The sequence below is a fragment of the Flavobacterium sp. CAU 1735 genome (genome assembly GCF_039888695.1).
Classification (GTDB): domain Bacteria; phylum Bacteroidota; class Bacteroidia; order Flavobacteriales; family Flavobacteriaceae; genus Flavobacterium.
Map to the genome: position 1 here is coordinate 172,787 of NZ_JBDQQQ010000007.1, position 13,323 is coordinate 186,109.

At 38.3% G+C, this 13,323-nt stretch carries 11 protein-coding genes and 1 tRNA gene; 7 read left to right on the top strand and 5 right to left on the bottom strand.

All coding sequences use genetic code 11. The features are described 5' to 3' along the window. Positions 1–125: 125 nt before the first annotated feature. The 3 genes from AAFN64_RS15190 to AAFN64_RS15200 all read left to right on the top strand — a co-directional run bounded on the left by AAFN64_RS15190 (position 126) and on the right by AAFN64_RS15200 (position 6,158). The gene (locus AAFN64_RS15190; RefSeq protein WP_347761134.1) at positions 126–3,548 is read left to right on the top strand and encodes a hypothetical protein; all 3,423 of its coding nucleotides are present in this window, start codon (positions 126–128) and stop codon (positions 3,546–3,548) included. Positions 3,549–3,770: 222 nt separating this feature from the next. Beyond that, a complete protein-coding gene (locus AAFN64_RS15195) occupies positions 3,771–5,177 on the top strand; it encodes a hypothetical protein (RefSeq protein WP_347761095.1) in 1,407 nt (468 codons plus the stop codon). Between the two features lie 336 nt (positions 5,178–5,513). After that, positions 5,514–6,158, top strand: coding sequence for a response regulator transcription factor (locus AAFN64_RS15200; RefSeq protein ID WP_347761096.1), 645 nt, complete (start codon positions 5,514–5,516; stop codon positions 6,156–6,158). A gap of 294 nt (positions 6,159–6,452) precedes the next feature. Here AAFN64_RS15200 and AAFN64_RS15205 read toward each other — a convergent pair. Further along, a tRNA-Ala gene (locus AAFN64_RS15205) sits at positions 6,453–6,526 on the bottom strand. Between the two features lie 91 nt (positions 6,527–6,617). On the opposite strand from AAFN64_RS15205, the gene AAFN64_RS15210 reads away from it, so the two are divergent. Both AAFN64_RS15210 and AAFN64_RS15215 read left to right on the top strand, forming a co-directional pair. Further along, positions 6,618–7,388 (top strand): enoyl-CoA hydratase/isomerase family protein, encoded by a 771-nt coding sequence (locus AAFN64_RS15210; protein WP_300486874.1) that lies wholly within the window; start codon positions 6,618–6,620, stop codon positions 7,386–7,388. Between the two features lies 1 nt (position 7,389). Beyond that, a complete protein-coding gene (locus tag AAFN64_RS15215) occupies positions 7,390–7,566 on the top strand; it encodes a hypothetical protein (RefSeq protein WP_168732822.1) in 177 nt (58 codons plus the stop codon). Positions 7,567–7,624: 58 nt separating this feature from the next. Here AAFN64_RS15215 and AAFN64_RS15220 read toward each other — a convergent pair whose 3' ends face one another. Then, on the bottom strand, positions 7,625–8,248 hold the full coding sequence (locus tag AAFN64_RS15220) for a 2OG-Fe(II) oxygenase (protein ID WP_347761097.1): 624 nt from the start codon (positions 8,246–8,248) through the stop codon (positions 7,625–7,627). Positions 8,249–8,339: 91 nt separating this feature from the next. Between AAFN64_RS15220 and AAFN64_RS15225 the strand changes: the two genes are divergently transcribed. Together AAFN64_RS15225 and AAFN64_RS15230 are read left to right on the top strand one after the other, a co-directional pair. Beyond that, on the top strand, positions 8,340–8,792 hold the full coding sequence (locus AAFN64_RS15225) for a 6-carboxytetrahydropterin synthase (protein WP_300486867.1): 453 nt from the start codon (positions 8,340–8,342) through the stop codon (positions 8,790–8,792). A 4-nt stretch (positions 8,793–8,796) separates the two neighbouring features. After that, positions 8,797–9,558, top strand: coding sequence for a UDP-2,3-diacylglucosamine diphosphatase (locus AAFN64_RS15230; protein ID WP_300486865.1), 762 nt, complete (start codon positions 8,797–8,799; stop codon positions 9,556–9,558). On the opposite strand, the gene AAFN64_RS15235 is transcribed toward AAFN64_RS15230, so the two are convergent. The 3 genes from AAFN64_RS15235 to AAFN64_RS15245 all read right to left on the bottom strand — a co-directional run bounded on the left by AAFN64_RS15235 (position 9,552) and on the right by AAFN64_RS15245 (position 13,217). Continuing rightward, complete coding sequence (locus AAFN64_RS15235; protein ID WP_300486862.1) at positions 9,552–10,007, bottom strand: hypothetical protein; 456 nt, start codon at positions 10,005–10,007, stop codon at positions 9,552–9,554. The two genes, AAFN64_RS15230 and AAFN64_RS15235, sit on opposite strands and share 7 nt — an antisense overlap. Positions 10,008–10,134: 127 nt before the next feature. Further along, entirely contained in the window at positions 10,135–11,079 is a 945-nt protein-coding gene (locus tag AAFN64_RS15240) for a bifunctional riboflavin kinase/FAD synthetase (protein ID WP_347761099.1), read from the bottom strand. Positions 11,080–11,180: 101 nt separating this feature from the next. Next, positions 11,181–13,217: a M43 family zinc metalloprotease gene (locus AAFN64_RS15245; protein ID WP_347761101.1), complete on the bottom strand. Its 2,037-nt coding sequence runs from the start codon at positions 13,215–13,217 to the stop codon at positions 11,181–11,183. Between the last annotated feature and the right edge of the window lie 106 nt (positions 13,218–13,323).

Genomic DNA, 13,323 nt, shown 5'->3' on the forward strand with positions numbered 1-13,323 from the left:
CGCAAACCGGTAAAAGGAACAGTCAAAGAAGGGTTCTTTTTACCGGTTTTTTCCGCTTACACTTCCCGCTTTTTAAAATTTCTATTGAAATTACACTACTTTTGGCATTTTGGAGTTATATCTGTATGCTGAAAAAATGGATTTTGATTCTGGTATTGTTTTGTATTTCCGGCCTTTATGCCCAGGAAATTGAAACGCCCTATAAATCCAAAAAAATCCAGGTAACCCAAGACACCATTGCGATTGACAACGTTAGCATCAACAAAGCTTTTTTTAAAGTATTGGATAAGGCCGGAAATGAAATTGACACGACCTATTATGCCGTCGATTTCCAGAAAGGCAAATTGCATTTCAAAAATAATTTCCAAAGTAACGACACACTAACCGTCCGTTATTTAAAATTCCCGGAATACCTTACCAAAAAATATACGATTTACGATCCGTCGCGCGTGGTGAGCAACGGAAACGGTCAACAATTATATACCATCAAAAGAGAACCGGTTAACAACTTTAAACCGTTCGACGGATTAAACACTTCCGGAAGCATCACCCGTGGTATCACGATCGGAAACAATCAGAACACGGTTTTAAATTCCAATCTTGACTTACAAATCACCGGAAAGATTTCCGACAAAGTAAGCCTTCGCGCGTCGATTCAGGATAGCAATATTCCGTTACAGGAAGGCGGTTATTCGCAGAAACTGGACGAATTCGATCAGATTTTTATCGAATTGTTTTCCGACAAATGGAATGTCCGTGCCGGTGACTTATTTTTAGAAAACCGACAATCCCGTTTTCTGAATTTCAACAAAAAAGTACAGGGACTCTCCACCCATTTTACCTTTGGCGACACGGGTGGCAAAACCGATGTTTTTGCAGCCGGAGCCTTGGTTCGCGGACAATATACCCGCAGTACCTTTGTGGGACAGGAAGGTAATCAGGGACCCTATAAATTAAAAGGTCCGAATGGCGAATTATATGTGTTGGTTATCTCCGGATCCGAACGCGTTTATGTAAACGGAATCCTGTTGAAACGCGGCGAAAGCAACGATTATATCATTGACTACAATGCCGGTGAGATCCGTTTTACGTCGTTATTTCCGATCACTTCCGAAATGCGGATCAACATCGAATACCAATATACCGATCGAAATTACACCCGATATGTAGCTTATGGCGGCGTAACCCACGAACGCGACACCTGGAGCGTAGGTGGATTTTTGTATTCCGAAAGCGATATTAAAAGTCAGCCGTTACAACAAAACCTTTCGGCCGAACAAATTCAGATTTTGAGCGAAGCGGGGAACGATCCCAACCTGATGAACGCGCCTTCGGCCTATCCGGACAGCTATTCCGAAAACAAAATTCTATATAAAAAAGTCATCGTTAACGGCGTGACCACCTATGTCTATTCCAACAATCCGCAGGACGAATTGTACAATGTACGCTTTACCTTGGTTGGCAATAACCAGGGAAATTATATTCTGGCCAACAATCAGGCCGTTGGACGTATCTATGAATATATCGCTCCGTTAAACGGCGCTCCACAAGGAAACTACGAACCGATTGTGCGACTGGTTGCACCAACGAGTATTCAGATTGCAACCTTCCTCGGAAAATTTAATCCCAGTGAAAAAACACTCGTTGACTTTGAAATTGGTTTGAGCAATAACGACAAAAACTTATTTTCGACGATCGATGATCAGGACAACCAGGGATTGGCCGGACGTTTTAACGTTAAACAACGACTATGGTCCAAACGTTGGGAAATAGACGGTTTTGCGAACTATCAGTTTGTACAGCAGAAATTCAAAACCATCGAACGTCTTTTCAGTATCGAATTTGACCGCGACTGGAACCTTACGAATCCGCTTGGCGATCAAAGCTTATTGGTTTCGGGATTAAATTTCCGTTTACCACAAACAACTCAATCCCGCAATAATGGTTTTGCGCGTTATCAATTGGAGAAACTCGATTTTTCCGAAAGCTTTTCCGGAACACGACATGTAGTCGAAGGTCAGTTTCAACTGGACAAATGGTCGATTCGCAACAATAACAGCTTCCTAAATAGTAGTAGTACGTATTCCACTTCTAAATTTATCCGAAGCAACACTCAGGCAAAATATCATATTGGTAAAAACTGGGTTGGCGGTAGCGTACGTATGGAAAACAACGAAGAAAAAATAAAAGAAACCAACCAATTCACCGCCTTAAGTCAGCGGTTTAAAGAATTTGGCGCTTTTGTAGGTCGTGGTGACAGTACAAAAGTTTATATGGAATTCGGGTATTTACAACGTACAAACGACAGTTTACAAAACGGTCTGCTGACCAAAGTCAATACGTCCCGTTCTTATTATTTGAAATCGCGTTTGCTACAAACCGAAAAAAGTGATTTATCGCTATTTGTCAATTATCGAAACTTGAAATACGAAGATCCGGCACGGGGTAGCGAACCTTCTTTAAACTCCCGTTTATTATATAACGATCGTTATTTTAATCAATTGATTCAGGTAACAACTGCCTACGAAACCACTTCCGGGCGCATTGCCCAGCAGGAATTTACCTACTTACAGGTCGAAGCCGGACAAGGGATTTATATGTGGAACGATTATAACGGAAACGGCATTCAGGAACTCGAAGAATTTGAGATTGCGCAATTCCCGGATCAGACAAAATATGTCCGCGTGTTTTTACCGAACCAGATTTTTATCAAAACCCATCAGAACAAATTTTCGCAATCGGTAACCTTAAATCCGAACCAATGGCAAAACGAAACCGGGTTTCGAAAACTATTATCCTATTTTTATAACCAGACGTCTTTTATCATCGATCGGAAAATTATTCGTAAGAGCGACAACTTCGACTTGAATCCATTTTTTGGAAAAGACGACGACCTACTCGGACTGAATTCCAGTTTTCGAAACAGTTTGTTTTACAACCGCGGAAAGCAGGATCATTCCGTGACCTATACTTTTTTAACCAACCGTTCGAAAAACTTACTATCGGTAGGATCGCAGGAAAACACCAATTCGTCCCATCAAATCCAGTATGCACATTTGGTTCAGAAGATCTGGTTGTTTGGATTTAACGGAAAAACCATTCAATCCAACACCTATTCCGAAAACTATGCGAGTCGGAACTTCGAATTAAAAGGCTATCAACTGGCACCCAAAGTATCCTATTTATTCTCCAAAAATGCCAGTTGGGATGTTTTCTACGAATACCAGTTAAAAGAGAATAAAATATCCGATTTTGAAACGCTTAACCAACAACGGATTGGAACGTCGTTTAGCTATGCCTCCGACAAACGTTTTACGATAAACGGAGAGTTGTCGTACTACCAGAATAAATTTACCGGAAACGAACTATCGCCAGTGGCCTATCAGATGTTGGAAGGATTACAGGCCGGTGAAAACCTAACCTGGCGTTTACTTTTACAAAAAAACCTGACGCAATACCTGGACGTTAATCTGAACTACCAAGGACGTAAAAGCGAAACGAGTCAAACGATTCATACCGGAAATATCCAATTACGGGCTTATTTTTAAAATTCAGTCCGAATAAAAACAAAAAACTTCGATTACCCATAGTACTGTTTTTACATCAAACATCAGACTAAATCGATTATCATTTTGACTTTCAAAGCCATAAAACAGACACTAAAAAGAAACATTATAAATTATCCTTTTGTACGTGTTCACTGGGATTGAAAGGCATTTTACATTATAAATTATTCTATTTTTGCCGCCGATTTAAAAAAATAAAAATTTATGCGAAGACTATTTTTTAGCATTGCTTTACTTTCATCTCTTCTTTCATCGGCGCAAACCACTATTATCAATGAAAAAATAGAAAAAGACAACAACCCGATGGACTTTGAAGTCTTATCCAAACAAAACAAGTTGCTTGTCAAAAAAGGAAAATCGTATGGTACTATCCGAGGAATTAACAAAGTAGAACTATATAGCCTTGACAATCCCGAACCAATGGAATTGGTTAAAGATGAGAAATTCTTACGTTTTATACCGTCACCATTTGACGACAACATCTATTCCGGTGATGGATTTAACACTGTAGGTTGGCAGACTGACACTAAAATTTACGACGGAAATAAAGTAATCGCTACAGTAGATGGTGACAAGAGACTCTTTCTTTTTTCAAAAGACTTTTCCTACGGTCTAGGAAGTGAAAAAAACAAAATAGTTGATAATATTGAAAAGCATGATTTATTTTGGCATAAATACGACAACAAGCTAAAGAAAACGCAGGTTATCAAATTAGAGAAACCTTCTTTTTTTAATAACGTAAATAAAAAAGACTACTATGATTTAGATGACCTTGCTTATACAACACGCTTTCATAAAAACTCTTTTGAGATCGCTACTAAATATATCAATAAAGACATTAAGTCTTTTGTCCTTCACAGAGCTATTTTTGATCTTAACGGAAAGAACATTAAAACCATAACGTACAATGTAAATATTGGAAAACCACTTATATTTTCGAATAATGGAGGTGGCAAAATGGATGTGAGTGCTCATGTATCATCAAACGCCTTGAAATTTGTTGATCAATTATCTATTAATAATTATCTCATAGATAAAGACACAAATGAGCTATACATTTATGGATTGTATGGAAAAAAAGACAAAAGGTTATACAATACTGACGTAGGCGGATATTATGTTGTTAAGTTTGATGCCGAAGGAAAACTGCTATGGCAAAAAACGGAGGAATTTTCAGATGACGACCTAACGCATGATGCTTCTAAAACACGAATCAATCTTGATTTTTCAATAGTGAACAATCAAGGGCGTCTTACCTTTTACCAACACTTCTCCAGAAAATTTTATTACTATAGCCAGATCGATTTAGCATCGGGAAATATGATAAATTCGTCTAAAATTCCATTCAGTGTTGATAAAATGTGGCAAGCTGAACTTCGCAATACTCAGGTTTTAGCTTTTTTCACATTAAAGGAATACAAAAAATTAAAGTTTGATTTTACAACATTGTATTTTAACGGTAGTAACAAAAAAGTTCAGGATTACCTGATCGAATTAAATAAATCATCAAAAAAAGAAATATCCGTTAATAGTGATGTATCCGAAAAAGGGGTCTGGCTAATCGAATCCGATAACAGCAATTATTATAAGGTTACTTTTTTTGAATTTTAAAAAGATAAAATGTCTCTATTGGAGCAGTCGGAGTCGGAAGAAAAATCTTCCGACTTTTTTTATGCATTGATTTCAAACAAAAAAACCTGCACTTTTCAGTACAGGTTTTTATTTTCAAGTGGAGAAGATGGGGCTCGAACCCACATTTTAATCTTAATTTTTATTTTTTTCAAGTGTCAAATATTAAGATAACAAACCATGTACTATGGCTAATTTTTTATCTAAAAAATAACTTTGACCACATCAAGTATAAACACTATTTTAAAAATAGTAAAAATACTATACAAAAAATAGTACAATCAACATTTATTTATATATTTGTCCAAAATAAAAGCTATGAATTTAGGTCTTGTTGATGATCACATCTTATTTTTGGAATCTTTGTCAAACTTTTTAAAATTATCCAATTCTAATATAGATATCGTCTTTAAAGCTCATGATGGAAGAGACATGATTACAAAATTGCAAAATTGCAATACAAACAACTATCCCGAGGCTATTATTACCGATATAAGAATGCCCGAAATGGATGGATATGAAACAATTAAATGGTTAAAAGAAAATCATCCCGAAATTCGTATTATTGTTCTTACCCAATATAACACTCCTGAAGTAATTTCATTAGTATTTCGATTAGGTGCAAATGCATTTATTAATAAAAGTCATACTACAGAAGAACTCATGGGAGCTATTAGTTCAATAAAAGAAAAAGGATATTATTATACTGAATCGGTTTCTGAGATTTTACACAAAGCAATTTTAGCGAAAGATAAACAAGAACCTTTAAGTGCCCGAGAATTGGAAATCATCAAACTAATAGCTTTACAATATACATCTTTAGAAATAGCTGAAAAATTGTCTATTAATATCAGGACTCTAGAAGCACATACTACTAGTATGATACGCAACCTTAACTTAAAAAATAGAGTAGGCCTTGTAGTTTATGCTCTCGAAAATGGGTTGTTAAATCTTAAAACCTAATGAGATGGAAAAAATTAAAAAGAATTCTCCTTTTTTTTATGAGCGAGGAGAATGCAGGTTACACGGAACAACTAAGGATGATCGTAAAGCGGTAAGAATTGATATAATTCTACATTGGGTTTGGAGAATACTGACGGTTCTTTGCATTTTAGCATTAGTACTTGTAAAATACATCTCAAAATAAAGCTTAATTTAATTGTTTAGAAAAAATCAATTTATAATCTCAATCGGAAAGTTTTATTCTATAACAAACAAAAAAACCTGCACTTTTCAGTACAGGTTTTTATTTTCAAGTGGAGAAGATGGGGCTCGAACCCACGACCTTTTGGCTGCCAGCCAAACGCTCTAGCCATCTGAGCTACATCCCCGTTTGAATTCGGGTACAAATATAGCTTTTTCGGGGAACCTACCAATACTTTGTGGCAAAAAGTGTATTTTTAAGGCAAATTATTTTTACGCATGACAACAGACAGACAAAACGGTTCTTTATATACCCGAATTGAAAATAAAATCGCCTTTGTGGAATTCGGTCATCCGGCCAGCAATTCTTTTCCCGGCGAATTATTACAACGCCTTACCGACGAATTGAACGGACTCAGCACCAATTCTGAGGTTTCGGTAATTGTATTAAAAAGTGAAGGCGACGGTGCTTTTTGTGCCGGTGCTTCGTTTGACGAACTACTTGCCGTATCCAATCTGGAAGACGGTGCGAAATTCTTTTCAGGCTTTGCAAATGTGATCAATGCGATGCGCAACTGCTCCAAACTAATCATCGGCCGTATTCACGGAAAAGCCGTTGGTGGTGGTGTTGGATTAGCGGCAGCCTGCGATTATGCACTGGCTACCGAACAAAGCGCGATCAAACTTTCGGAATTAGCGATCGGAATCGGGCCTTTTGTAATCGAACCGGCTGTTTCCCGTAAAATCGGAAAAGCAGCATTGGCTGAAATGACGTTAGCTGCACACGAATGGAAAAATGCCTATTGGGCTCAGGAAAAAGGATTGTATGCCAAAGTACTCGAAAACGTTTCCGATCTGGATAAAGAACTGGATCTATTTGTATCGAAGTTGGCCAGCTACAATCCGGAAGCATTATCCGAAATGAAAAAGGTGTTGTGGGAAGGAACCGAAAACTGGGATACGTTACTATACGAACGCGCCGGGATTTCCGGAAAACTGGTTTTATCCGATTTTACCGTAAACGCACTGAATCAATTTAAAAAGAAATAAAATGAGGGCCTTATTCCTACTACTACAAGTTAATATTGAAGAGAAAATCCAGAATGCACCCGATAAAAATTATGAAATCGGTGTCTTTATTGGCTCGTTGGTTCCGTTTGTAGTACTCGCCTGTATTGCCTATCTGATGTATTACCGCGCGAAAAAAAGGAATAAAAGCAACTCCTAACTAAAAACACCTGACAGGTTTCGAAAACCTGTCAGGTGTACTATATAGGTGTTTTTAATTATCGGGTTCGCAACCAACCGGTAATACTTAACCGGGGTTGTTTTACGGGTTTTACCTCGTGTTCCAGCACCTGACTTTCAAAAATAACCATACGCCCTTTTACCGGGTAAATCGTTTCGGTCACTTCTCCATCCTCTTTATTGATATAAATCGCCAGTTCACCACCATATTCCGGTTGCCAGTCCTGTTCGTTCAGATAACATACGATTGACAATTTTCGTCGGTCGTCATTCTGAAACGTATCCAGATGTCTTTTATAAAAAGTCCCTTCCGGATAATAGGCATAATGAAACTCCTTATCGCGGATTCCCATAAAACACGTCCGATTCAGGTATTCTATAAAATCATTAATCTTATCGAAATAGGCTTTTTCGGCCGGATTACTTTCGGCTTCATTCAGCCAGAAAATAAAATCCCCGCGAACGGCTGTCATAACCTGTTCGTTAGTTTGGTTTCCGATAGCGGATTTTTTAAACTGATCTTCTTCGTATTTATAAAGTAAACTTTCGCGTAAGGCAACGACCTCATTGTCCGAAAAGAAATGGTCAGCAATGCTGAATTGTTGGTTTAACAAATCGTCGATGATTTGTTCGTATAGTGGATTCAATTGGAAATCGCTCATACCCTGTTATAAAGTAGCAACAAATATATGACAAAAGTGAAATTCGATCGCTTAAATTTATTTACTAAATTTGCAATCTAATTTCTACAGGATGAGTAACATCAGAATCACCAAACAATTTACTTTTGAAACCGGTCATGCGCTATATGGCTACGACGGCAAATGCAAAAACGTACACGGACACAGTTATAAGTTATCGGTAACGGTAATTGGCACTCCGATAACGGACCATTCGAATGTAAAGTTTGGTATGGTCATCGATTTTGGCGATTTAAAGCATATCGTAAAAGAAGAGATTGTGGATGTTTTTGATCATGCTACGGTTTTCAACCAGAATACGCCACATCTTGAACTGGCGAACGAATTAAAAAACCGTGGTCATCATGTAATTTTGGTCGATTATCAACCAACGAGCGAAAATATGGTTATCGATTTTGCTGCAAAAATCAAAAACCGACTTCCAAAAGGCATTCAATTGCATTCCCTACGATTACAGGAAACGGAAACCTCATTTGCAGAATGGTATCAATCGGATAATCTGTAGGCTTATGAACATTCCGTTAAACAAAAAAATATATTTTGCCTCCGACCAGCATTTTGGTGCACCAACTGCGGAAAAAAGCTTTCCACGGGAACAGAAATTCGTAGCCTGGCTGGATATGATCAAAAAAGATGCTGAAGTACTTTTCCTACTTGGCGATCTTTTTGATTTCTGGTTTGAGTACAAAACAGTCGTCCCAAAAGGATTTATCCGGGTTTTGGGTAAGCTGGCCGAATTGCGCGATAGCGGTATTCAGATTTATTTTTTTGTAGGTAACCACGACTTGTGGATGTACGATTATTTTGAACGGGAATTAAACATTCCGGTATATCATACGCCACAGGAATTCACTTTCAACAACAAATTGTTCCTGATTGGTCACGGCGATGGCTTAGGTCCTGGCGACAAAGGCTACAAAAGGATGAAAAAAGTCTTTACCAATCCGTTTTCGAAATGGTTGTTCCGTTGGTTACATCCGGATTTGGGCGTACGTCTGGCGCAATACCTTTCGGTAAAAAACAAACTGATTTCGGGCGCCGAAGATGTAAAATACCTGGGCGAAGAAAACGAATGGCTGGTACAGTATTCCAAAATGAAACTGCAATCGAAACGATATGACTATTTCGTTTTTGGGCACAGGCATTTACCGCTCGAAATTACGCTTTCCGAGACGGCCAAATATTTCAATCTTGGTGACTGGATTCATTATTTTACCTACGGTATTTTTGACGGAGCCACTTTCGAACTGAAAAAATTCACCGATCAATGATGATGCGGTCTTGGTTTTAGGACTTTACCATGCCAATATTGCATTAATAAGATACAACCTACTACAGAGGATGCAATTCCTTCAAATAGTAGTCCGATACAATATTCGTTTACTTTTGGTTTTCCACCTACAAACAGGAAGCCATCCGAAAGACGCGCCAGATACGGTTCGCCGCCTCGTATATGCACATAAACAATAAGCGCGACCACACTGACCACGATACCGATTACACAGGTTTTAAAACTTGAAAGCATATTGTTCAGGTATTCGGTATTGCCATCTCTGAAGTTTTCTTTGATGGTTCTGTTGGCACCATAGAGTACAATTACCGCATTAAACAATCGCAAATACAATTTATCGGTTAACCCTAGTAGTTCCATGATGAGGAAATACAGTGCAATTCCGATAAAAATAACCATCCCGTTTTTAAATTCTCTTGACTTAAACATAATCGTAAATTTTAAAGTGAGACATGGATTTTGTCTTCGAAGCTAAAAAACGAATGGTTTCAGCCTCAAGCACTTATCAAATTTACAAAATTTTAAGCCTGATTATTTTAATTTGGCAGATTAATCGTTAAAGTGACTTGTTTTCTCTTTCTAAAAAATAGTTTTTGGCTGTTTGCTTATCCAACGCCAATTGCTTTTTCAGATCGTCGAGGGAAGGGAATTTTTGTTCGTCCCTGATTTTTTCATAAATGGAAACACTCAGTTTTTGTCCGTATAAATCACCGTCGAAGTCCAGGTAATTTACTTCTACGGTTAACGCCACGCCATCTACGGTTGGACGCACTCCGATATTCATCATGCCCGGCACAAACTGACCATCAATTACAGACGACACAATATAGACACCATTTTGCGGAATCAGCTTGTAGTCTTCTTCAATTTTAAAATTGGCAGTTGGAAAATTAATGGTTCGTCCCAGTTGATTTCCTTTTACCACCGTTCCGGTAAAAAAGTAATGGTATCCGAGGTACGAATTGGCCAGCGCCACATTTCCTTCGGCCAATGCATTTCGTATTTTGGTGGAACTGATGGACACGTCGTCGATTTCCTGAGCCGAAATCTGTTCTACTTCAAAACCGTATTCTTTTCCAAAACGAATCAGATCGTCGATTGTCGCTGTTCTGTTTCGTCCGAATCGATGATCATATCCGATAATTATTTTACAGATATTAAACTGATCCACGAGTATGTTTTTTACAAACTCTTCCGCTGTCAATCTTGAAAATGACTGATCAAATGGATGAATAATCAGATTTTCGATTCCGAATTCGCGTAGTAAAATGATTTTTTCATCGATTGTATTCAGTAATTTGATATCCGAATCCTGCTGTAATACCATCCTCGGATGTGGAAAAAAGGTTAGCAAAAGGCTTTCGGCCTGCATTTTTTTACTACTGGCCATTACTTTTTCCAATATACTTCTGTGCCCCAAATGAACACCATCAAACGTTCCCAGCGTTACTACGGTTCTGGTATTTGTTTTAAATTCCTGAATTGATGAAAATACTTTCAATGGATTGATTTTGATTGGCAAATTTACGTGTTCCCATTTATATAAAAAAAGAGGATTGCAATAAAACAATCCTCTTTGATTCAATAATTAGGCTATTTCTTTTATTTTTTGACAAACTTCATCATTTTTAAGCGCCCTGATTTATTCAGTTCAACAAAATAAATACCGGTACTCAATCCGGAAACACCCATCGTTAAGTCGCTATCCGTTCGAACGACAACCCGCAATAATTCCTGTCCCAAGCTATTAAACAAGCACATGTACTCCGGCAATCCGATTGCGGCAGGAAGTGAAATTGTTATTTTTTCGTTCGATGGATTCGGGTAAAGACTAATTGTTCCTGCTTCATCGGAATCATCAAGCCCAGCATTCAACTTATCGATTTTAAAACTATGTTCGTCTTCCGTTTCAAAAACGCCCCCTCTTACTATAGGGATATGATTTGCCGTTTCTATACTATAATAGCCTGCCCCGTCTGTTCTGTTGTTAATTCCGTCATCACCGAGATCATATATCCTAAAGGTATAACAACCGCTTTCCTGCAGTTTCCAGTTTTCTACAATTGGAGGATCAAGTGGATTTGGTTTAAAGCCAATCCATCTAGGCGTATTCCTGTAAGGCCCACCCGAATACAATACGGTTCCAGCACTATCGGTCAATGCCCAGGTTGTATCCGCTCCAAAATAATCTGTTTGGAGTGTAAATATCAGTTCATCGGCAGTATAACTGGTTGCAAACGTTTTCCCTATATCATTATTTCCGCTATACTCATCTGTTTTGTCATTTACCGTTTTCAGACTCGCATAAAACGTATGTATACCCGGGATGCTATTTTGTTCCGGAAGATTTATGGTAACGGAAGCATTACTACCCAATGTTCCGGTCCAGTTATAACGCTGTTCGTCTGTTTCGTCTATTCCAAAGGCTATGCTTGCACTTGTGATTGTTTCACTTCCATTATTTTTCAAAACGACAGAAGGCACAACGGTATTTTCACATTTTAGCATCGCCAACTCCTTCATGCTAATGGCTGCTTCTGTTTGAAGATGTAAGGGCACGCAGGCATTTGAAAAGCGCAATGCCGAACGCCGGGGTGCATGGTACAAAACAGCCTGCATTCTATATTTTTGATCCCGGGTAAATACATTCATGCAAATATCTCTTGTATAGTCCATATAATTTTCGACCATATCACGACCAGGCGAATCCGGACAGGAATCTACTCCCTGATCTTTACAATACAATTCGTTAGGTCTTGCTGCCAAGGGCGTATCGGCGCAAAAATCATCGACATCGCAACCGCCATCTCCCCATATATGGCGCAATCCCAACCAATGTCCAATTTCATGGGTGGCTGTTCGGCCATGATCGTATAACAATTGGTATGTTCCATCCGGATAAATACTTCTGGAACCAAATGCCTTATATTTTATTACGACACCATCACTATATGTCATTCCATTTGGTCCTCTAAGTCCGGTTAATCTAGAAGCTGAAGGAGGTTGGGCATACCCCAGCCGTTTCGACCATTCTCCGGTTCCCTCAATATTGATCACCCAAATATTTAGATAGCGTTCCGAGTCCCATACTGTAGCTGGCTTTAACACATTCTCTACTTGTTGTCGCGATGTATAGCCGGACACACCTGTATTTACCCTGTCGATTCCATTAGTCGGATTACCATCTGGTGTTCGTTGCGCCAGACAGAATTCAATTTCGGTATCTACGCCAACCGGATTCTCATTATATCCGGGTGTATTGACTTTCTTTCTAAAATCCTGATTGAGCACTTCAATTTGCGACAACACCTGTTCGTCTGCAATATTGGAACCTACCCCAACCTCTTGTCCGTTATGAATTACATGAACCACTACCGGTATTCTGATTACACTACTCATCCTACTATTTTGTCCATCTCCACCTCCCTCTTTGACTTGTTCTACCAATGGAGCCAACCAGGTTTCAAATTCGTTGATCGTTGCTCTTCCGGTTTCTTCTTCCTGCAAAAAAAATTCATTTTCCACAGTATAACATCTCGTATATTCTTTTTGGTTCTGCTGTTTTATTTCCTGAGCCTTACCATCTAAAATCAGAAACAGTAAAATCCAAAAAAATAGTTTTCTGACTATCCTCTTCACATTTCTTTGTTTTAAAACATATACTTATTGTTTCAAATATAACAAATAGTAAATTTATTTTGATATATAAAACTTTAGTGATCAACTTCAAAAAATCCTATTATAC